This is a genomic window from Halocatena pleomorpha, from assembly GCF_003862495.1.
GTDB classification, from domain to species: Archaea; Halobacteriota; Halobacteria; order Halobacteriales; family Haloarculaceae; genus Halocatena; species Halocatena pleomorpha.
Genome location: NZ_RRCH01000003.1, coordinates 1 through 18,733, shown reverse-complemented (window position 1 = coordinate 18,733; position 18,733 = coordinate 1). Strand labels below are relative to the sequence as shown.

Annotated in this window: 19 protein-coding genes, 1 tRNA gene and 1 pseudogene; 10 read left to right on the top strand and 11 right to left on the bottom strand. The window is 57.1% G+C overall.

Annotated elements, in window-relative coordinates:
- Nucleotides 1–34: 34 nt before the first annotated feature.
- Nucleotides 35–232, bottom strand: coding sequence for a MarR family transcriptional regulator (locus tag EIK79_RS01045; protein ID WP_185715467.1), 198 nt, complete (start codon nt 230–232; stop codon nt 35–37).
- Nucleotides 233–523: 291 nt separating this feature from the next.
- Here EIK79_RS01045 and EIK79_RS01040 point away from each other — a divergent pair, with 291 nt between their 5' ends.
- Nucleotides 524–1,423 carry a glycoside hydrolase family 16 protein gene (locus EIK79_RS01040; RefSeq protein WP_124953285.1) on the top strand — a complete coding sequence of 300 codons (900 nt, stop codon included), beginning with the start codon at nt 524–526 and terminating at the stop codon, nt 1,421–1,423.
- A gap of 216 nt (nt 1,424–1,639) precedes the next feature.
- Here the strand turns inward: EIK79_RS01040 and udk are convergent, their stop codons facing one another.
- A complete protein-coding gene (gene udk / locus EIK79_RS01035; protein ID WP_124953284.1) occupies nt 1,640–2,284 on the bottom strand; it encodes a uridine kinase in 645 nt (214 codons plus the stop codon).
- Nucleotides 2,285–2,444: 160 nt separating this feature from the next.
- Here udk and EIK79_RS01030 point away from each other — a divergent pair, with 160 nt between their 5' ends.
- Together EIK79_RS01030 and guaB are read left to right on the top strand one after the other, a co-directional pair.
- Nucleotides 2,445–3,218 carry a hypothetical protein gene (locus EIK79_RS01030; protein ID WP_124953283.1) on the top strand — a complete coding sequence of 258 codons (774 nt, stop codon included), beginning with the start codon at nt 2,445–2,447 and terminating at the stop codon, nt 3,216–3,218.
- Nucleotides 3,219–3,746: 528 nt separating this feature from the next.
- Entirely contained in the window at nt 3,747–5,237 is a 1,491-nt protein-coding gene (gene guaB, locus EIK79_RS01025; protein ID WP_124953282.1) for an IMP dehydrogenase, read from the top strand.
- A 1-nt stretch (nt 5,238) separates the two neighbouring features.
- On the opposite strand, the gene EIK79_RS01020 is transcribed toward guaB, so the two are convergent.
- Nucleotides 5,239–5,312: transfer RNA gene (locus EIK79_RS01020), tRNA-Lys, on the bottom strand.
- A 95-nt stretch (nt 5,313–5,407) separates the two neighbouring features.
- Here EIK79_RS01020 and EIK79_RS01015 point away from each other — a divergent pair.
- Complete coding sequence (locus tag EIK79_RS01015) at nt 5,408–6,856, top strand: DHH family phosphoesterase (protein WP_124953281.1); 1,449 nt, start codon at nt 5,408–5,410, stop codon at nt 6,854–6,856.
- 12 nt (nt 6,857–6,868) lie between these two features.
- On the opposite strand, the gene EIK79_RS01010 is transcribed toward EIK79_RS01015, so the two are convergent.
- From EIK79_RS01010 to EIK79_RS01000, 3 genes are all read right to left on the bottom strand, one after another.
- On the bottom strand, nt 6,869–7,165 hold the full coding sequence (locus EIK79_RS01010) for a PRC-barrel domain-containing protein (RefSeq protein WP_124953280.1): 297 nt from the start codon (nt 7,163–7,165) through the stop codon (nt 6,869–6,871).
- Nucleotides 7,166–7,236: 71 nt separating this feature from the next.
- Complete coding sequence (locus EIK79_RS01005; protein WP_124953279.1) at nt 7,237–8,001, bottom strand: helix-turn-helix transcriptional regulator; 765 nt, start codon at nt 7,999–8,001, stop codon at nt 7,237–7,239.
- Between the two features lie 273 nt (nt 8,002–8,274).
- Nucleotides 8,275–8,508: a DUF5816 domain-containing protein gene (locus tag EIK79_RS01000; RefSeq protein ID WP_124953278.1), complete on the bottom strand. Its 234-nt coding sequence runs from the start codon at nt 8,506–8,508 to the stop codon at nt 8,275–8,277.
- 551 nt (nt 8,509–9,059) lie between these two features.
- Between EIK79_RS01000 and pan2 the strand changes: the two genes are divergently transcribed.
- Complete coding sequence (gene pan2 / locus EIK79_RS00995; protein WP_124953277.1) at nt 9,060–10,280, top strand: proteasome-activating nucleotidase Pan2; 1,221 nt, start codon at nt 9,060–9,062, stop codon at nt 10,278–10,280.
- A gap of 42 nt (nt 10,281–10,322) precedes the next feature.
- Here the strand turns inward: pan2 and EIK79_RS00990 are convergent, their stop codons facing one another.
- Nucleotides 10,323–12,575: an NADP-dependent malic enzyme gene (locus EIK79_RS00990; protein ID WP_124953276.1), complete on the bottom strand. Its 2,253-nt coding sequence runs from the start codon at nt 12,573–12,575 to the stop codon at nt 10,323–10,325.
- 147 nt (nt 12,576–12,722) lie between these two features.
- Between EIK79_RS00990 and EIK79_RS00985 the strand changes: the two genes are divergently transcribed.
- Nucleotides 12,723–13,613: a COX15/CtaA family protein gene (locus EIK79_RS00985; RefSeq protein WP_124953275.1), complete on the top strand. Its 891-nt coding sequence runs from the start codon at nt 12,723–12,725 to the stop codon at nt 13,611–13,613.
- A 21-nt stretch (nt 13,614–13,634) separates the two neighbouring features.
- Here the strand turns inward: EIK79_RS00985 and EIK79_RS00980 are convergent, their stop codons facing one another.
- From EIK79_RS00980 to EIK79_RS00970, 4 genes are read right to left on the bottom strand one after another with little or no spacing between them, the layout of a single operon-like run.
- Nucleotides 13,635–15,086 carry a replication factor C large subunit gene (locus EIK79_RS00980; protein ID WP_124953274.1) on the bottom strand — a complete coding sequence of 484 codons (1,452 nt, stop codon included), beginning with the start codon at nt 15,084–15,086 and terminating at the stop codon, nt 13,635–13,637.
- Nucleotides 15,083–15,211 (bottom strand): hypothetical protein, encoded by a 129-nt coding sequence (locus EIK79_RS18895; protein ID WP_267900511.1) that lies wholly within the window; start codon nt 15,209–15,211, stop codon nt 15,083–15,085. Before EIK79_RS18895 ends, EIK79_RS00980 begins: the two co-directional genes overlap by 4 nt.
- Nucleotides 15,198–15,533 carry a hypothetical protein gene (locus tag EIK79_RS00975; protein WP_124953273.1) on the bottom strand — a complete coding sequence of 112 codons (336 nt, stop codon included), beginning with the start codon at nt 15,531–15,533 and terminating at the stop codon, nt 15,198–15,200. The genes EIK79_RS18895 and EIK79_RS00975 overlap by 14 nt, the downstream gene beginning before the upstream one ends.
- Nucleotides 15,534–15,764 carry an AbrB/MazE/SpoVT family DNA-binding domain-containing protein gene (locus EIK79_RS00970; protein ID WP_124953272.1) on the bottom strand — a complete coding sequence of 77 codons (231 nt, stop codon included), beginning with the start codon at nt 15,762–15,764 and terminating at the stop codon, nt 15,534–15,536.
- 170 nt (nt 15,765–15,934) lie between these two features.
- On the opposite strand from EIK79_RS00970, the gene EIK79_RS00965 reads away from it, so the two are divergent.
- The 4 genes and pseudogenes from EIK79_RS00965 to EIK79_RS00950 form a co-directional block, all read left to right on the top strand.
- Complete coding sequence (locus EIK79_RS00965; RefSeq protein WP_124953271.1) at nt 15,935–16,528, top strand: GNAT family N-acetyltransferase; 594 nt, start codon at nt 15,935–15,937, stop codon at nt 16,526–16,528.
- A gap of 107 nt (nt 16,529–16,635) precedes the next feature.
- A complete protein-coding gene (locus EIK79_RS00960; RefSeq protein ID WP_124953270.1) occupies nt 16,636–17,556 on the top strand; it encodes an ABC transporter ATP-binding protein in 921 nt (306 codons plus the stop codon).
- Entirely contained in the window at nt 17,553–18,401 is an 849-nt protein-coding gene (locus EIK79_RS00955; RefSeq protein WP_124953269.1) for an ABC transporter permease, read from the top strand. The genes EIK79_RS00960 and EIK79_RS00955 overlap by 4 nt, the downstream gene beginning before the upstream one ends.
- A 67-nt stretch (nt 18,402–18,468) precedes the next feature.
- Nucleotides 18,469–18,733: pseudogene (locus EIK79_RS00950) on the top strand (glycine cleavage system aminomethyltransferase GcvT); the annotation flags it as partial.

Here is an 18,733-nt window from a genome sequence, read left to right as displayed (position 1 = left end):
TACGCCCAGCCATTGACATCAGTTTTGAACGAGACTATCCGTCGAATTCGATCTCGTCTGCTGTGGCTTTGCCTGTAATGAATGATTCACCGAGCGTTGTAAGGCGGTAGTTTGAAGCATCCACTCGTTGAAGAAGTTCAGCGTCTGTGAGCGTTCGACAGCGCCGGGAAATATACTCCCCCGTGTAATCGATATTCGCGGCGACCACTGAGGGGAATGCAACGATATCCATCTCGTAGAGAAACTCCAATCTATTCGTGGCTTGCGGTCAAGCAGACGATCCGAAATTTCGAGGAGTGACCTCCAAGGCAGCGAAGCGTCCCTCTCTGATTTCTCAGCAGTCTACCGCCGATGCCAGGTGAAGTCAAAACATAACTAAAAATATTATTCAGGGACACAAACAATATTAATATAGATAAAATAATTTATAATAGTTGGAACGAATTCATTCTTGTCTGTCGGCTACTCGATCGTTCTACTCGCCTCGTGGGACGGTCGTATCCGCCGACGGAGCGCAACGAGAATGACTGACGATAGCTCACGCGGATCGAAAGACGCACCGACCAGCAACCGACTCCGGCGAAGGCATTTCCTGCAGACCGCAGGGGCTACTCTCGGGGGCGTATGGGCCGCTTCGACGGCGAGTGCTGCGTCTAGTGGTGATATCGTGGATTCGTCCGGGATGCACACACAGGCATTCGACGGCAATGAATGGACGCTCAGTTGGCGCGAGGAATTCGATACTGGCTCCATCGACCAGGGTATCTGGAACTTCGAGACCGGCAACAACGACGGGTGGGGGAACAACGAACTCCAGTACTACCAACGTGAGAACGCGTGGATCGAGAATAATCAGCTCGTCATTGAGGCCCGTGAAGAACAGGTCGACAGCTATGAGTACACCTCTGCACGCATGACCACCGCTGGGAAGTATGAAAAGCAGTACGGGCGCGTGGACGTGCGTGCACGTCTCCCACGCGGACAGGGAGTCTGGCCTGCGATCTGGATGCTCGGCGCCGATATCGGATCGGTTGGGTGGCCGAACTGCGGCGAAATCGACATCATGGAACTCATTGGGAGCGATGTCAACACTGTCCACGGTACTGTTCACGGTCCCAGCTACTCTGGCGGCAACAGCATTGGTGGCAGTTACACTGGCGGTTCGTTTGCCGATTCCTATCACGTCTTCCAACTCACGTGGTATCCCGACGCGATCAAGTTCTTCGTCGACGGCCAACAGTACTTTACTGTCACCCTGTACGATGTGGAGGCTTCAGGATACGATTGGGTGTTCGACGATGGACCGTTTTTCCTCATCTTAAACGTCGCTGTCGGCGGCAATTGGCCCGGCTACCCCGACGACAGCACACCGTTCCCCCAGCGCATGGAAGTCGACTACATCAGGGCCTACGACTGGGTGTAGCTCGACGCCACAGCTAAACCGACTTCGTTCGCTCGCGGACGACCGCGACCGTTCTTCTGTTCGTTGTTTTACGGACTGACCTCCTGCTCAGTAACACCGAATCCTACGCACTGTTGGCTAGCTATCTCCTCTTTGTCGTCTGGGTCGTTGCCGAATCGATCGGCGTTTCCGGTCTGATCAGGGGAGTGTAGCTGACTACCGAAGACGAAGAAACGATCACGACGCGTCGGATATCGGTGGCTCTTGTTCTCGCATTTCGGTGTGGATCGTTTTGGTGATAAGATCGACCGCGCTGTAGTTGAGTCCTTCAGGAATGATAACGTCAGCGTGCTCTCTAGTCGGCTCGACGTATCGCTCGTGCATCGGCTTGACCGTCGTGAGATACTGGTTCATGACACTTTCGAGGGTGCGATCGCGCTCGATGACATCGCGGCGAATCCGTCTAAGGATGCGGACATCGGCGTCGGTTTGGACGTAGATACACAGATCATACAAATCACGTAGGCGCTCTTCGAACAGCGAGAGAATGCCCTCCACGATCAGTATCTCGGTCGGTTCGATCCGCACTCGTTCGTCCGTGCGGTTGTGAACAGTGAAATCGTACTGTGGCATCTCGATAGGACGACCGTCGAGGAGCGTCTTGATCTGTTCCGCGAGTAGTTCCCATTCGAACGCCGAGGGATGATCGTAGTTCACCTGATCGCGTTCCTCAGCGGGCAGATGGGAGTGATCCTGATAGTAGTTGTCGAGCGGGAGAATCGACACCGCTTCACCGACCGTCTCACCGACCTCGCGCGCGACAGCCGTCTTTCCCGCACCCGTCCCACCCGCGATTCCGATCACGAACGAGGGAGCTGTCATTGGCTGTGTTGAGAACCCAACTTGTTTAAACTGCTCTATCGATCCGCTTCCCGTCGTGTGGGAACAGCACCCACCAACAGAGCGCGGTTATAACCGATCAGCCAGTTTCGACGGACGCCTTTCAGTAGAGTTATGTCCTGTTCGGAAACGACACACACCTGTGTGGTCGAATCTTCGCTCCGCGAATGATCGCGTTTCTCGCAGAACGGTCCTCTCCGCAATCGGTGCGGGGCTATTTGCAAGCAGTGCTGGTTGTGTCCATCCCCTTCCACCGCCACAAGGAGTACTCATACAAAAGGGGATCTTCGGTGAGCACAATGACCGTCGGGTCCCAGTGCTCAAAGCCGGGAACAACGAGATCAAAATCGAGATCGAAGACAAGGTACTCCAATCCGAATTCCCTCGATCCAACGAGACAGCAAACACCACTGTATCACCGTCACTCCATAATCGACTCAAACGCAAATACGATGATGTCCACTACTACGCCCAAGTTCGTAGACTGAACGGCCACGGACCGCTCGTCGAAACCAACTCGGGAGAAAAACCGAGACAGCCTGCAGTCGGTGGTACACCTCGGTATCTCCTTTCACGGGAGATATTCGGAAAGTTGCTCTCAGGCGATCGGATTGAGTACACATTGGCTATGTTTGATAGCCAGAGGATAAGCGCTGTAACATTGATAATCCGGGAAGGTGTGGTACGAAAAAAATTCCCAGAAGCAGATACGCCGGGGAATGTCCCCAGCTACCGTATCACGGTCGATCACGGAGAGGGACCAGACGGCGCTCCGTTCCTCCAAACGTACTATGCCTCCGAAGAGGTGTACAACAACGCCACGGTCGACGATAAGACGTATTTCGAAGTCATCTTCGAGAATCGAGTCAAACCGACGATACGGAGCTTATCTCCCGATCCGTACGGAAGCCTGTAACTGCTGTCCCCGAACGAATCAGAGTCGGCGTCGTTCGGACGTAGACCGCTGTTTGGGCGTCGATCGCCCACCGAATGGATCGAAAGAATCGAGTATCGATAAGGTAGTATAGTGACCTGATTTCAGTATGTATTCAACGTCTTTCGTGGTAAAGTAACAACAGTATCCAACACCGGTGAGAACCATCAGAACGAACGAATAGAACACCAACGCTGTGTAGATATCTGTTTCGAATAGGGCGAAATAAACTCCATTGGTGAGGAGGAATCCGCCGAGAACTAATAAAGCTGTATTGGTACGCTCTACCCATTCCTTCGACTGCCCGACGGCCGGTGATCGAGGAGTCGCGCCATTCAACGATTCCATACCATTCAATTGGGATTGCGCATTCAAGAACCTTCGTCAGACATCCGTCACACAGTCAATCAGTGAGAGGCGTCTCCGATTTCTGGGTCTCACAACCACAGTCCTTTGTGACGACATCCCCCATCACACAATCCTTTTATTAGGGGATCTATGACCGTTAACATGGCGAAGGAACCGCACGAGCAGACCTTTCTGGAGAAGTTGAACGTACCGGAAGCGTTGACGTTCGACGACGTTCTGTTGCGTCCGACCGAAAGTCACATCGAGCCGGAAGAGGCGAACACTCGGACGAACGTCTCGAAAAACGTTGAACTGTCGGTTCCGGTGTTGTCGGCAGCGATGGATACGGTGACCGAAAGCGAGATGGCGACCGAGATGGCCCGACAGGGGGGGATCGGTGTGCTTCACCGCAATATGCCGATCGAAGAGACCGTCCAGTCGGTCGAACGCGTTAAACGCGCGGACGAGTTGATCATCCGTGATGTCGTGACTGCAGCCCCTGAGCAGACAGTACAGGAAGTCGACCAAATGATGAACGAGAGGGGCGTCAGCGGTGCTCCTGTCGTCGATGAGGACGGCATGGTGTTAGGCATCATCTCCGGGACAGATATCCGACCGTACCTAGAGGTCGGTGACCGGGACGAGGTGCGTGAGGCGATGACCGACGAGGTCATCACGGCAGCCGACGACGTGACCGCCCGAGAAGCGCTCGAACTGATGTACGAGCATAAGATCGAACGCGTGCCGATCGTCGACGACTCAGGGATACTCACCGGACTGGTGACGATGCAGGGGATCCTTCAACGCCGCGAATACGACGACGCCGCTCGTGACGCGGACGGTCGTCTCCGTGTCGGAGTTGCTGTCGGACCGTTCGAGGACGATCGTGCTGTCGCTGCCGACGACGCCGGGGCAGACGTGCTGTTCATCGACTGTGCCCACGCACACAACCGGTCGGTTATCGAGAGCGCCCAAGAGATCACGTCGAGTGTTGAGGCCGACGTGGTGGTCGGAAACATCGGGACAGCAGAGGCCGCCCAGGCACTCGTCGACTTCGCTGATGGGTTGAAAGTCGGCATCGGTCCGGGAAGCATCTGTACCACCCGCGTCGTCAGCGGTGCCGGGATGCCCCAGATGACCGCCATCGCTAACGTCGCGGATGTGGCGAGCCAGCACGACGTGCCCGTTATTGCCGATGGGGGAATACGGTATTCGGGTGACGCGATCAAAGCCGTTGCCGCTGGTGCGGACGCGGTCATGCTCGGCTCTTATTTCGCTGGAACGGACGAGGCCCCTGGACGGATCATCACCAGAAACGGGAAGAAATACAAACAGTACAGGGGGATGGGAAGCGTCGGCGCGATGCAGTCTGGCGGCGGTGACCGGTACCTGAAAGAGGCCGACGAAGACGAGGAGTACGTTCCCGAAGGCGTCGAAGCCGCAACACCGTACAAGGGCAGTCTCGAAAGCGAACTCCACCAGCTCGTCGGTGGGATGCAGTCCGGAATGGGATACGTGGGTGCTGAATCCATCGCTGACGTGAAAGAAGAGGCCGAATTCGTGCGCGTCTCACCCGCCGGCCAAACCGAAGGCCATCCGCACGACGTGATGATCACCGACGAAGCACCGAATTACAAACCACGCGAGAACTGACCGGGCTGAGAGGGATTTGAACCCTCGGCCGTCTGGTTAAGAGCCAGATGCTCTGCCTGGCTGAGCTATCAGCCCTCATCATCGCATTACGGGGGTTGATTGATATACGTTTCCTTTGCTGACCGCAAAGAAGAGAGTTTCAAGTGTGTCGGACCCCCAAGTTGGGTACCATGAGTACCGCCATTACGATGGCGTCGATGTCTACCTACGCGATTCTTGGGTGTGGAAGTGTCGGTCACGCCGTTGCTGAGGAACTCGAACGTGAACAAAAAGACGTGCTCATTCTCGATAAGGACGAAGACCGCGTCGAAGCCCTCAGAGATCAAGATCTCGACGCCCGAACAGCAGATATCCGCGAAGCGGCGGTCGCTGAATCTATCGCTGAACGAGATGTGATTCTCATTATGGCCACGGACGTAGAGACGAACAAAACGGCCGTAAAACATCTCCGAGAACAGCCGGGTGAACGGTACATCGTCGTCCGTGCGTCCGATCCTGTCTCGGCGGACGAGTTCACGGAACTAGGAGCCGATGTCGTAATCAATCCATCGACAGTCATTGCCGACTCTGCGCTCCGAGCGCTCGAATCCGGCGAACTGGAGTATAAAACGGGCGAACTCGTCGATAGCATCGACAGCACGACAGCCAAGATGGCGATCCTCACGCACCATCGACCGAATCCGGACGCCATCGCCAGCGCGATCGCACTGCAAGCGATCGCAGACGATCGGGATGTCGACGCCGACGTGATTTACGACGGCGAGATGTCACTCCAAGAAAACAGGGCATTCGTCAACTTGCTGGGAATCGACCTTGTTTCGAAAGCGGACATCTCACTTGATACGTACGATACGATCACGCTCATCAACCACGCCCACGCCACCGAACCGACAGTGGACGGTGTCGTCGACATATACATCGATCACGCTGAGCCCCAGTTCGAGATGGAAGCGGCGTTTTCAGACATCCGTCCGAACGTGTCTTCATCGTCAACAATTCTCACGAAATATCTCCAAACGCTCGATCTCACCGTCAGCGAAGAAGTCGCAACCGCTCTTTTGTACGGGATTCGGGCCGAAACGCTCGATTTCAAGCGCGATACGACACCAGCTGATCTGACAGCCGCCGCGTATCTCTACCCGTTTGCAGACCACGACACCTTAGAACAGGTCGAAGCGCCGAGCATGAGTCCCGAAACGCTCGATGTGCTCGCAGAAGCCATTCACAACCGGGAGGTGAAAGGGAGCCACCTCGTCACGAACGCTGGCTTCGTGCGAGACCAAGACGCACTCGGCCAAGCCGCCCAGCGACTCCTCAACCTCGAAGGGATCACCACCAGCGCCGTCTTCGCCATCACTGACGACGCGATCTATCTCGCTGCCCGATCGAAAGACATCCGGATGAACATCGGCTCTGTGCTCGAAGACACCTTCGGTGATATCGGAGAGACCGCCGGACACTCGACCGACGCCAGTGCCACCATTCCACTCGGGATATTCACAGGAATCGAAACCAGCGAGGAAAACCGTGGTACGCTTCTCTCCCTCGTGGAAAAAGCCGTCAGAACCAAACTCTTCGAAGCACTTGGGGTCGAAGCGAGCGACGGGAACGGTTCGTGATGATAGCCAACCTCACTCTGTGGCTTCCGCTCGGTCATTCGCTTGCTTGAGGCGATCGATGGTGTCGGTGACGATAACGACATCACCGACCGACCGCACCCAACGATACGGAACGATGACACCCTGCCCCTCTGTGACGTACTCTTCAAAAAGTTCTCTATTGATCTTCCCGAGCGCTAGACCTGTCACTATTTCGGTATCGAGATCGAGTTTGAGATCGTCGACGCGACCGATAAACGTTCCATTGGCCGAGTACACATCGTGGTCAATGAGAGCTGTGATCTCCCGTGGTTCCGATTCGGTCACCATACGCGAGCGTCGAAGCGGAGCGTCTTAACCGTTTGTAGATCTCAAAAGTCATACCCCAATACAACAACACATCAGTCGATAGTATGTATCGGGAGCGATTCGTACCACATCTCTTCGTAGTAATCCATCGCCCACGCAATCGCTTCCGGAGTATCGTTGATGATACTCCCGTGAACGCCATCCGAACCGTATATCCGTAGTTCGACAACCGATTTCTCGTCGGATTCAACGATGGTTACGCCGAACGGCGGGGCTGTATCGGATTGCCCGAGTGCAATCTGGTCAGAAGAGAGAATCTCGGCAAGACGATCATTCTGGTCAGCGATGAGTCGTTCAACGAGCGACGACGAGAGAACGAGGGACAACTCTGTGCCGTCCATAGTTCGTTCGTAGAGCAGGTCGAGATACTGCTCAGACATCGTCGACGGAGCCGATCGAACACAGCGTGCACCATCGAGCAGGCGTTTGATCCGAGCGGAGTGAGACCGGTCATCAGTGGCATGAACGATTTCGGCGTCAGAGACCACCGCAGGGACAAGTGGTGCGTCTGCGTCTAACACTGAGAGCAACTCGATCGCCTCTTGGATGCACGCCATTCGTCGTTCGAAGCGGTCGTACACTGTCAGCGCCAGCCGTCCAGTGAGCGTCGTCAGATACCCCTCCTCGCACTGTTCGATGTATCCCACCGCCTCAAGATCGTACACGGCTCTTTTGATCGTCGACTCGGACACAGCGAGCACAGCACAAAGCTCGTCAGTGTCCTGGGGCTCGCCATCCAACTCCCGGAGAAGCGTTATGCGATTCAAAAGGAGTTGTGACGGCTCCGTATCTTCCATCACGTAAATAGTTACTGTCCAGTACTAAAAGTAATGCGGTAAATGAGCCGTGATTACCTCATAAGTGAAGGAAAGGTTTATATACTATTACCCAACTTCGAGTCAGATATTCAGGGAGTAAGGTGATATACATGCAGGCACATGAATGAATTGCCGGATGCCTCTGACACCCCGGCAGCTATCCTATCGGTGGCGGTGCTGCCCGACCCGCCACGGATTCCGAGAATTGATCTGGTTGAGTCACATCAGCGGTTCAATGCGTACGAACACGAATTACTCGTGTGCTGCGTCCCATTCTTCGGCTTTGTGAAGATTGCTACAGCTGCTACATTTGATGCGTCCCATGGCGTCGACAGCAGTATCAAACGATTCGCAGTTCGAGCAGAAGAAGCCCCACCGTTCTCGATCGGTGTTGTACACGACGTAGAAGGGGGCTTTCGATCCTCGCTCAGCCCGCGTAGAATCGACGTACAGCGTCTCCCCCTGTGGATGTGTTCGCTCTTCCATACGCCAGCATGGGAGACCGAGAAACATATACTGGTCGGATAACAGCAGTCGAAAGCGCGGTAGTTACGGTATCGACCTGCAAATTCAACAGTGGCAGCCGCCACGATCGCCCCTGAACCCTGCTGAGACAGTCTTAGTCGGTAACGGTCGAGAACGAAGAGAAAACGACCCGGCAACTGCCAGCCGAGTATATTTTGATCCGGCTGCCGATCACTCTGTGTCGGTTGTCCTGTCACACCACAGCCGACAGCCACATCCTATATGTGGCGCTCACTCGAAGCATCCAACGGGGTTCACACCGCCATACACCCATTTGGCTGGTCGGCGGGAGTGGCCTATCTGGGGACCACCCAGCCCCTTGGTTGACAGCGTGCGCCGCCCATTGGGGACGGGTGATTCGACCGTTCCCAACGCCTGGACTGGGGTACGGAGAATGACGGCACAAACCCGTGAACCGTTCGATTCCTAGCCGATGTGGCCGCTTACAGGTGATGGAAGCCTGACGCAACCCAAAGTCACTTTTAGCTTAGTGCCATAGGTAGGGTAACTCTATGTCCCGTAGTCCTTCGTTGCCGGATCGACCGCAATTGGAACTTGATCCGGAAATGCCGCCGGCCGAACGTCTCGACGCACTGCAACAACATTACTGTCGTATTCTAGAAGTGAATGAACAGCTCGACGACCAACTTGAGTCCGCCCAATCACAACAGGGGGCACTCCGAGAGGATGTCGAACAACTACAACGGGAAAACGAGACGCTGAAAACCTCTGCCCAGTACATCGCCACCGTTGAGGAGGTCATCGACGACCAAGTCGTGATCAAACAGCACGGCAACAATCAGGAGGTTCTGACCGATCTCTCCCCCCGGCTACAGGAGCAGATTGAGGCCGGTGATCGGGTTTCGATCAGCGACTCGTTCACCGTCCAGACGGTGCTCAGCAGTGAAACCGATTCACGGGCACAAGCGATGGAGGTCACGCAGCGTCCACGTGTCACGTACGAGGACATCGGTGGATTGGACGAGGAGATCCGCGAGGTGCAGGAAACGGTCGAAGAGCCGTTGCTTGACCCCGACCAGTTCGACGCGGTAGGGATCGAGCCGCCGTCGGGGGTGTTGTTGCACGGTCCACCGGGAACGGGCAAGACGATGCTAGCCAAGGCAGTCGCCAACCAGACTGAGGCGACGTTCATCAAGATGGCTGGCTCGGAGCTCGTCCAGAAGTTCATCGGAGAGGGTTCGCGGCTGGTGCGTGATCTGTTCGAGTTGGCTGCGGAGCGCGAACCGGCAGTGTTGTTCATCGACGAGATTGACGCGATCGCCGCAAAGCGCACCGATTCGAAAACCTCCGGGGACGCTGAAGTCCAGCGCACCATGATGCAGTTGCTCTCGGAGATGGACGGCTTCGACGACCGTGGCGAAATCAGCATTATCGCCGCCACCAACCGCTTTGACATGCTTGATCGCGCCATCCTCCGTCCCGGACGGTTCGACCGCCTCATCGAAGTCCCGAAACCGGATCACGAAGGGCGCAAACGGATCATCGAGATCCACGCGACGGAGATGGACCTCAGCGACGACATCGAGTATGACGAACTAGCGACGATGACCGAGGGGTTCAGCGGTGCCCAGCTGTCGAGTTTGGTCACCGAAGCGGGCATGTTTGCCGTGCGGGACGAACGGACGACCGTCCGGTCCGAGGATTTCGAGGCAGCCTACGACAAACTGAATGAGGACGATGACACGACAGTAACGACCGCTACGTTCTACTGATCCCGAAACCGCTCGGGAGGGTCCCGTCTGTTGCGGATAACACTAATTCGTTTGTGCGTCGACAGCAGCGATACTGGCGAGATTGACGATGTCTGCGACTTCGTCGCCGCGTTGGAGGATGTGAACGGGTTTTGCCATTCCGACCAGCATCGGACCGATCGCGTCGGCCCCGCCCAACCGCTGGAGCAGTTTGTAGCCGATGTTCCCCGCTTCGAGATTCGGGAATACGAGAACGTTCGCGGGCTCATCAAGCTCAGCGAAATCGTACGTTCCCGTCAACATCTCTTCGACCACTGCGGTGTCGGCCTGCATTTCACCGTCGACCGGGAAGTCGACCGAGGGATCAACGCGCAACTGGTTGGCCGCCTCCCGTGGCTTGACGGTGCCTTCGGTGCGCACGCTGCCGAAATCCGAATAGGAAAGGAACGCCACCCGTGGGGAGACGTTGAATCGCCGGGCCAGTGCTGCCGTGTGCTGGGCGATTTCGGCTAACACCGCTGCGTTCGGATCCTGATTCACCGTCGCGTCCGCACAGAACACCACCCGGTTTTTGAACGTCAACAGATAGACTCCGGCCGCGTAGTCAGCCTCGGGAGCGGTACCGATCACTTGCAAGGGCGGGCGCAACGCCGACGGATAGTGGTGTGTTAATCCCGCCAGCAGTCCGTCCGCGTCTCCAACATCAACCATCACACTACCCAAGAAATTCCCATCGTGGATCAGGTCGTCTGCTTCACGACGGGTCATCCCTTTGCGTTTTCGCAGTTCGTACAAGTGATCTGCGTACGTTGTCAGCGAATCCTCGCTCGGATCAACGATCTCCGGATCCATCTCTAGTCTGAGCGAGCCGGCAGTGTCATGAATCACGTCCCTGTCACCGATGAGGATTGGCTGTGCGATGTTCTGCTCGATGAGCTGGTGGGCTGCTCGGATGACTTTTTCATTGGTGCCTTCCGCTAAGACGATGCGCTGGTCAGCGGATTTGGCCTTGTTGAGCACCACTCGCATCATCTCGCGGGATTTGCCGAGTCGGGCCTCTAGCTGTTCGCGGTAGCTCGGTTGCTCGATCGTTTCGCGGGCGACGCCGCTGTCGATAGCCGCTTGGGCGACTGCTCCCGACACCTCGAACAACACCCGCGGATCCAGCGGCTTGGGAATGATGTACTCCGATCCGAACTGGAGGGGCTGATCACCGTACGCCTTGACGACCGCGTCGGGAACGTCCTGTCGAGTCAGGTCAGCGAGCGCGCGCGCCGCCGCCACTTTCATCTCTTCGTTGATTTCGCTCGCGCGAACGTCCAAGGCACCCCGGAAGATGAACGGAAAGCCCAGCACGTTGTTGACCTGGTTGGGGTAGTCCGACCGGCCTGTCGCCATGATCACCGTATCTTCACGGGCAGCTTTGGCCTCCTCGTAGTCGATCTCCGGGTCCGGGTTCGCCATGGCGAACACGATCGGATCTCGTGCCATCGACTGGACCATCTCTTGGCTGACGATCCCCCCGACAGACAACCCCACAAACACGTCCGCGCCGGCCATCGCGTCCGACAGATCGCCGCCCGGAATGTCGCGCGCGAACTCCTGTTTGAAATTATTGATTTCGCCACTTGCCACGCGCGATTGGGTAATGATTCCCGAGGAATCACACATGGTGATGTTCTCCTTTTTAGCGCCGAGGGAGACGTAAAATCGTGCTGTGGCGATCGCGCTCGCGCCCGCGCCGGAAAAGACGATGTCGAGATCGGAGAGCTGTTTATCTGCGATCTCGGCGGCGTTCACCAAGGCAGCACCGGAAATGATAGCGGTGCCGTGTTGGTCGTCGTGAAACACGGGAATGTCCATGCGCTCGCGCAACCGCTGTTCGATCTCGAAACACGCCGGGGCCGCGATGTCTTCGAGATTGATGCCACCGAACGTCGGTTCCATTGCCGCGACTGCGTCCACGAACGCGTCCACATCGGATTCGTTCAGTTCGATGTCGAACACGTCGATGTCCGCGAACCGCTTGAACAGCACACCTTTGCCCTCCATCACGGGCTTTGAGGCTTGAGCGCCGATATCGCCCAGTCCTAACACCGCGCTGCCGTTCGAAACGACGCTCACCAAATTTCCCTTGGTCGTGTACTTGTAGGCCGCTGTCGGATCTTCGTCGATCGCACGGCACGGAGCGGCAACACCCGGCGAGTACGCTAAGCTCAGATCGCGCTGCGTACTCGTCGGTTTCGTTGTCGACATCGCTATTTTTCCTGCCGGAGACCGCCGATGATACGCCAGCGAATCCTCATCTAGTCCCATATTCGCCCTCTGCAGAGGAACCCTAAATAACTACCTCGATACACTCGCTCTACCACGGCAGACTACTCGATCCGATTCCGTACAGAACGAAACGAGGACCGTCACCGAGTGAGGGGATTCAAATGGTCTCAGAACGGAGCAACGTGTATGAGGGTTCGATTCCGTCGGCTCATGGTGGCCACGACGGGGCTGACGTACGTTCTCATGTTGCTCGGCATCTACACCGCCGCGTTCGGTGCCGGACTGACGTGTGGTGCGCGGTGGCCGTTCTGTGATGGATGGCTGGGGCTGTTCCCGGCGAACATTCCGAGCTTCATCGAGTGGTTCCACCGACTCGTCGCCATGATCACCGGCTTTGTCATCCTTGGGGCAGCGTACGCCGGCTGGACGCGACAGGACGATCGTCGGGTGGCGTGGGCGATCACGCTCGCAGTGGGACTGTTACCACTCCAGATCGGGCTGGGAGCGGTGACCGTAACGCTGAGTGGTGTCTTCCCGTGGGGGTACGCACCGAGTGTACAGCTCTTACATTACACTGTTGCGCTCGCTATCCTCGCCTTGCTGACGGTCGCAACAGCACTCACGGTTTCCTCGCCGCCGACAGATAAAGCCGATCGCAGACAGTTCCGGTCCCGACTCCGCTGGGGCGTCCTGACCGCACTCGTCTTGTTGCCGATCCAGTATCTGTTCAACTACGGGACCGTGTTCGTGTACTCTCCGGTGGTGCAAATCGTCTACTACGCGCTGTCCTTGCTGTTGTTCGCTTTGCTCGTTTCCATGGCTGTCTGGACTGCGCGATTCGCAGCGAGAGATTCAGCGCGGGCGATCACCCGCGTGAGCCAGCTATCGACGGTCGGAGCAGTCGTGCTTACCGCACAAATGCTGGTCGACCGACAGCTGTGGGGAGCGGTCTCACCGGTGGTATCTGACGGCCTCACAGTGGCGTTAGGTCTCATTCTCCTTGCTGCCGGGTGGTTCGTTTTCCGAGGAACTGGACAATTACCCGGTCAGGAGTCTACGGTTCACGATTCCAAATAGAATCTGGTTGCGTTCGTTTCCTCACACGAAATCCCCGAGTCCGGTCTGCTGATCGTCGTTTTCGCGGTCAGCGTCGTCTGTTTCGGTAGGGTCGTCCGTTTCGTCGGTGTCGTCCGTCTCACCGCCGTCCGGTTCCGTACTGTCGGGAGACGCGGTTTCCTCGGGTGTCGAATCGTCGGTGGTCCCGTCTGCGTCTCCCGATTCGGGCGTCGACCGTAATCGTTGGGCCTCCGCAACGATGGATTCGACTTTTTTCGTGTTTTCACCACTACCAGTAACGAACGATACGTGTTCGGCGTCGAGATCGTAGCGGGCGGCCATAATGACCGTAAGCTCGCGGTTGGTACAATGGTGGGTCATCGTCGCGAGGTAGGGGAGTATCTCCCTGCGAGCGGTTGCGATGCTCGTTCCACTCGACGTAGCGATCTGCTGGGCGATGTAGTCCCGTTTGGATCGGGTGCTTTTCGATCGACCGAGCTTCGACCAGTAGCTTGGCGGACTGTAGCGCGTCCAGCCGCCTTTGGGTTCTCGACGCGCGGCAGCGACGCCCGCGGTTGTGTTGTCGCTCACGTATCGCCAGTAGGAGTAGTTCTGTGTCGCACGGACGCGCCCGAGCCATCGGTCGGCAGCAGCGAGGCGTTCATAGGCGTCAGCAAGCTCCGCTCCGTGGTAGTCCTTCGGAACGTTGTCCTCGATCCAGTTGATGACATCGTCAGGCGTTTCGTCTACATCGTACGAGAATTCAAGGGCACCACGGGCGTCTTCTTCTTTAAAAACGGCATCAAGCAACTGAAAGATCCCCTCTGTCTGATCGCGGTCATCGGTGATGACATCGGACTCTTCGATCCGTCCGCGGTTGCCAGCGATCGCTTGAAGATCGTTCACCGCGCCCCGGAGATCCCCGCTGTTGGTCTCCGCGATCGCATCGAGCGCTGCTGATTCGTATTCGATGTCTTCCTTCCGACAGATGTCCCTGAGCACGGGGACGATCGACCGCGCCGACACGTCTCGAAATTCGATCTCCTGACAGGCGTTCCGGAGCGCGTTCGACATCTCGTAATACTCGTTTGCGATGAGCACCATCGGCTGTTGAGTCTCTTTGACGAGTTCGGTGACAGCACGCGCACCGCCCCGGTCGGCGTTACCGTGTATGTTGTCCGCCTCATCCAAGAGCACGAGCTGTCGTCCGGTGCCAGACAGCGACTGATTCATCGCAGCGCCGCCGGCAACCCGCTCGATCGCGTCCGCAGTGCGTTGGTCGCTGGCGTTGAGCTCGATGGTCGACCAGTTCATATCGTTTGCGAGCGCGTGGGCCGCCGACGTCTTCCCGACGCCGGGACTGCCGTGGAGAATGGCACTCTCTCTGTGTTCGTCCCACGACTCGGCCCATTTGCGGAGCGCGTCACGGGCTTTGTTGTTCCCCCGAACTTCGTCCAGTGTGGTCGGCCGGTACTTCTCGGTCCAATCAGTCATCGTTGCCCCGACACACCACCGTTGCGTTCGTATGCGGCCTGTTCGAGCACATTCGTTACCTGCTCTCGGAGGGGTTCGAACTTAACGCTGAGGTTGTTCGAAGTCAGTCCCTCACGCTTGCTCATCGACTGTGTTCAGATCGAGACGGGGCGCGAACCCTTCGTACGATCCATCACTCGACACGACAGTGTTGCCGTCCGATTCGACGAGATGGAGCGCGTCGAAAGGGGTGAATCCGTGCTCTTCGACGTGGCTCGCCGCCACAACGACCGTCTCGACATCACTCCGAACGTCGATGAGACTGGACGCATTAGCAAGGAGCTCGATGAGTGTGAACTGCGATGTCCAGAGTGATTCCCGGTGTTCGCGATACACCGTCTCGGCGGCGTCACTGAGCCAATCGTCGTCCTTGATGAGTGCGAGCAGAAAATCAGTTTCGACGTACATTCACCTGCCAGCCTCATCAAGCGCATCACGTCGCGCGTGTTCGCGGAGTTCATCGACCGACTGCTCAACGCCTGCGAACTCCTCTCGGAGTGCTGAGAGCGGATCGTCCGCGATGGGAACGAGTTTAATGCTATCGTGCAGCTCAACGATGTGGTAACGCTCCCCGTGCCGTTCTCGTATCGCTTTGGGAAGCGTGAGCCGACCGCGACTATCGAGCGTTGTCTCGGACATACCTGATGTAATGGTGGAAATAAATAAAATCAACCCCTAAAAGCCGATATTTCCCACAGACTGTTCCGGTATCGCTGCCCCACGCTTCGATCGAGAACACTGCACACCGCCTACGTCATACATTCACACAGCTGCAGAACGCTTATCGTCGTTTCGTGATAGTATCAGCTATGTTTCCGGAGACGATCGAGACCGATCGGCTGGTACTCGACCGGTTGACGACGGAACACCTGTTTGAGTGTTACGAGCACGCGTCGGTCGACGCCCCCCACATCGAGGAGATCACGCGACACCTCAACTGGTCACCTCACCGATCGCTGAACGAGACCCGAACGTTCATCGAACGCCAACAGAACGCTTGGGCGGAGGGCGAGGAAGCGACGTACGTGGTGTATCCACAGAAGACCGAAGCGAACGCGGGCGAATTCGGCGGAACGACGGGACTCGGGATCGACTGGAAGCGGCGAGTGGGAACGTTTGGACTCTGGTTGCGCAAGCCGCTGTGGGGGCGTGGCTACTCCGGGGAGCGGGCGAATGCGCTCATGGAACTGGCGTTCGAGCGGTTGGATCTGGATCTTGTGACTGTCAGCCACCATCCGGATAACGACAGTTCAGAGCGCGCGATTCGGAAATACGTCGAGGCACACGGCGGCCGCCGCGAGGGCCACCTTCGCAACCACATCGCCTATCAGGACGGCACTGTCGTGGATGTGGTGCGGTACAGCATCGCACAGTCAGAGTATCGGGAACACCAAACACAATGACATTGATGTGAAAAGTTATTCATACGTAGAACGTATCTGCACAAAATTATAATATAATAAAACTACGAAATAATCACTGTTATAGTCCATGACGCACAATGAGCGGTATGGCTGCCATTGAGCTCCAAGGCGTGACAAAGCGGTTTGGAGATGTCATTGCTCTGAATGATCTCAATCTCACGGTAGAGGACGGCGAGATATACGGGTTTTTAGGTCCAAACGGTGCGGGGAAATCAACAACGATCAACGTACTGTTGGACTTCGTGCGCCCGACATCCGGAAACGCGCGAGTGCTTGGTTACGACGCCCGCGCGGAGAGTACCCAGATCAGACAGCGCGTCGGGGTGTTGCCCGACGGCTATCACGTGTACGACCGGCTGACTGGCCGGCAACACCTCCAGTTCGCCATCGATTCGAAGGACGCAGACGACGATCCCGACGAGTTGCTGGCGCGGGTCGGAATCTCGGAGGCTGCCGACCGGAAAGCAGGTGGCTACTCGAAAGGAATGGCCCAGCGGCTCGTGCTCGGAATGGCACTCGTTGGCGAGCCGGAGCTGCTCATTCTTGATGAGCCATCGACGGGTTTGGATCCTGCGGGCGCTCGCGAGATGCGAGAGATCATCCGTGAGGAGCGCGATCGCGGCGCAGCCGTCTTCTTTTCGAGCCACATTCTCGGGCAGGTCGATTCTGTTTGTGACCGTGTCGGCATTCTCCGAGAGGGTGAACTCGTTGCAGAAGACACGATCAGTGGACTGCGGGACGCGATCGGTACTCAATCGACGCTGGTTGTTCACGTGGACCAGACGCCTGCCGACATCAAACAGCGGCTCAGAGCACTCAACGGCGTAACAGGAGTTATGGTCGACGATACGACCATCACGGTCGAAGCCAACGACGGGTCGAAATCAGCGGTGTTGAGCACGATCGAGGAGAGTGGTGCAACTGTTGAGGACTTCGCAACGGAGGACGCGAGCCTCGAAGACCTGTTTATGGCGTACACTAACGACGAACGGCAGGTGGTTGCATGAGTTGGACGGTCGTCGCACAGAAAGATTTCCGTGACGCCGGACGGTCGAAAACGCTGTGGGCTGTGTCGTTGTTGTTCGTGCTCTTTGCGACCGGAGCAGCAATCATGTACGCCCAGATCCCTGCGCTCCAGCAAGCGGGTGCGAACAGCGCAATCTCCTCGCTCGGGTTCGTGAATTTCTTGCAAGGTCCAGTCACGATACTCGTTCCGGTCATCGGGTTGATGCTCGGCTACAAGGCCATCTCAGGGGAGGTCGAGAACGGCAGCGTGAAGCTCCTCCTGTCGCTGCCCCACCGTCGATCAAGCGTCGTAGCGGGCAAGTTCGTCGGGCGAGTGACCGTACTGGCGGTGTCGATCATCATCGGGTTCGCCGTTGCCACGGCCGTCATGTTGGCCTTGTATCCCGAGCTGTCACCCGGTCGGTTCGCGTTGTTCGTGTTGTTGGCCGTCCTGTTCGGTGCTGCCTACGTGAGTATTGGGATCGGATTCTCCGCGCTGACGAAATCCACGACGAAAGCCGGAGCCGGCATCTTCGGCGTTTATCTCCTGTTCAACTGGTTGTGGGGAACGATCGGAATGGGGGTCGATTGGTTCATCAGCGGGACGCTCTTTTTCAGACAGGGCGTTCCGGACTGGTATCTGTTGTACACGCAGTTGAATCCGAACAGCGCGTTCAGGACTGTGCTGGGAGCGGCGCTTTCAGACGCCAGCGTCAATGACGCACTCACCGCCCAGCCCGGCGATCCGTTTTTCCTCTCGGCGTGGTTCGCACTACTCATTCTCATTGCGTGGGTCGTCCTTCCGGCCGCGCTTGGCACCCTTCGGTTCCGGAGCGTGGATCTGTAGCGCCCGGCCGTCGCGTCGTCCGAATCAGAGAGGCAAACGATTACCCGGTCCGGTTCGTGGAAGGCGTATGGGACAGGAGCTACGACAGTCGCCGCTGGGCGATGTTCATACGGACCGGGGGGCGTCCCTGACATCGTTCGGCGGATGGGAGATGCCAGTCGAATTCGACTCGATCAGAACAGAACACGAGGCTGTTCGGGCGTCGATCGGGAAGTTCGATGTCTCACACATGGGCGAAATCGAAGTTCATGGGCCGGACGCGACCGAACTCACACAGCGGCTCACCACAAACGACGTGACTGCTCTCAAACCGGGAAAGGGACAGTACTCGG

What these genes read in the sequence shown, in the direction of transcription:
- EIK79_RS01045 (WP_185715467.1), bottom strand. Translation starts at nt 232, where the DNA reads ATGGATATCGTTGCATTCCCCTCAGTGGTCGCCGCGAATATCGATTAC.
- EIK79_RS01040 (WP_124953285.1), top strand. Translation starts at nt 524, where the DNA reads ATGACTGACGATAGCTCACGCGGATCGAAAGACGCACCGACCAGCAAC.
- udk (WP_124953284.1), bottom strand. Translation starts at nt 2,284, where the DNA reads ATGACAGCTCCCTCGTTCGTGATCGGAATCGCGGGTGGGACGGGTGCG.
- guaB (WP_124953282.1), top strand. Translation starts at nt 3,747, where the DNA reads ATGGCGAAGGAACCGCACGAGCAGACCTTTCTGGAGAAGTTGAACGTA.
- EIK79_RS01015 (WP_124953281.1), top strand. Translation starts at nt 5,408, where the DNA reads ATGAGTACCGCCATTACGATGGCGTCGATGTCTACCTACGCGATTCTT.
- EIK79_RS01010 (WP_124953280.1), bottom strand. Translation starts at nt 7,165, where the DNA reads ATGGTGACCGAATCGGAACCACGGGAGATCACAGCTCTCATTGACCAC.
- EIK79_RS01005 (WP_124953279.1), bottom strand. Translation starts at nt 8,001, where the DNA reads ATGGAAGATACGGAGCCGTCACAACTCCTTTTGAATCGCATAACGCTT.
- EIK79_RS01000 (WP_124953278.1), bottom strand. Translation starts at nt 8,508, where the DNA reads ATGGAAGAGCGAACACATCCACAGGGGGAGACGCTGTACGTCGATTCT.
- pan2 (WP_124953277.1), top strand. Translation starts at nt 9,060, where the DNA reads ATGTCCCGTAGTCCTTCGTTGCCGGATCGACCGCAATTGGAACTTGAT.
- EIK79_RS00990 (WP_124953276.1), bottom strand. Translation starts at nt 12,575, where the DNA reads ATGGGACTAGATGAGGATTCGCTGGCGTATCATCGGCGGTCTCCGGCA.
- EIK79_RS00985 (WP_124953275.1), top strand. Translation starts at nt 12,723, where the DNA reads ATGAGGGTTCGATTCCGTCGGCTCATGGTGGCCACGACGGGGCTGACG.
- EIK79_RS00980 (WP_124953274.1), bottom strand. Translation starts at nt 15,086, where the DNA reads ATGACTGATTGGACCGAGAAGTACCGGCCGACCACACTGGACGAAGTT.
- EIK79_RS18895 (WP_267900511.1), bottom strand. Translation starts at nt 15,211, where the DNA reads ATGAGCAAGCGTGAGGGACTGACTTCGAACAACCTCAGCGTTAAGTTC.
- EIK79_RS00975 (WP_124953273.1), bottom strand. Translation starts at nt 15,533, where the DNA reads ATGTACGTCGAAACTGATTTTCTGCTCGCACTCATCAAGGACGACGAT.
- EIK79_RS00970 (WP_124953272.1), bottom strand. Translation starts at nt 15,764, where the DNA reads ATGTCCGAGACAACGCTCGATAGTCGCGGTCGGCTCACGCTTCCCAAA.
- EIK79_RS00965 (WP_124953271.1), top strand. Translation starts at nt 15,935, where the DNA reads ATGTTTCCGGAGACGATCGAGACCGATCGGCTGGTACTCGACCGGTTG.
- EIK79_RS00960 (WP_124953270.1), top strand. Translation starts at nt 16,636, where the DNA reads ATGGCTGCCATTGAGCTCCAAGGCGTGACAAAGCGGTTTGGAGATGTC.
- EIK79_RS00955 (WP_124953269.1), top strand. Translation starts at nt 17,553, where the DNA reads ATGAGTTGGACGGTCGTCGCACAGAAAGATTTCCGTGACGCCGGACGG.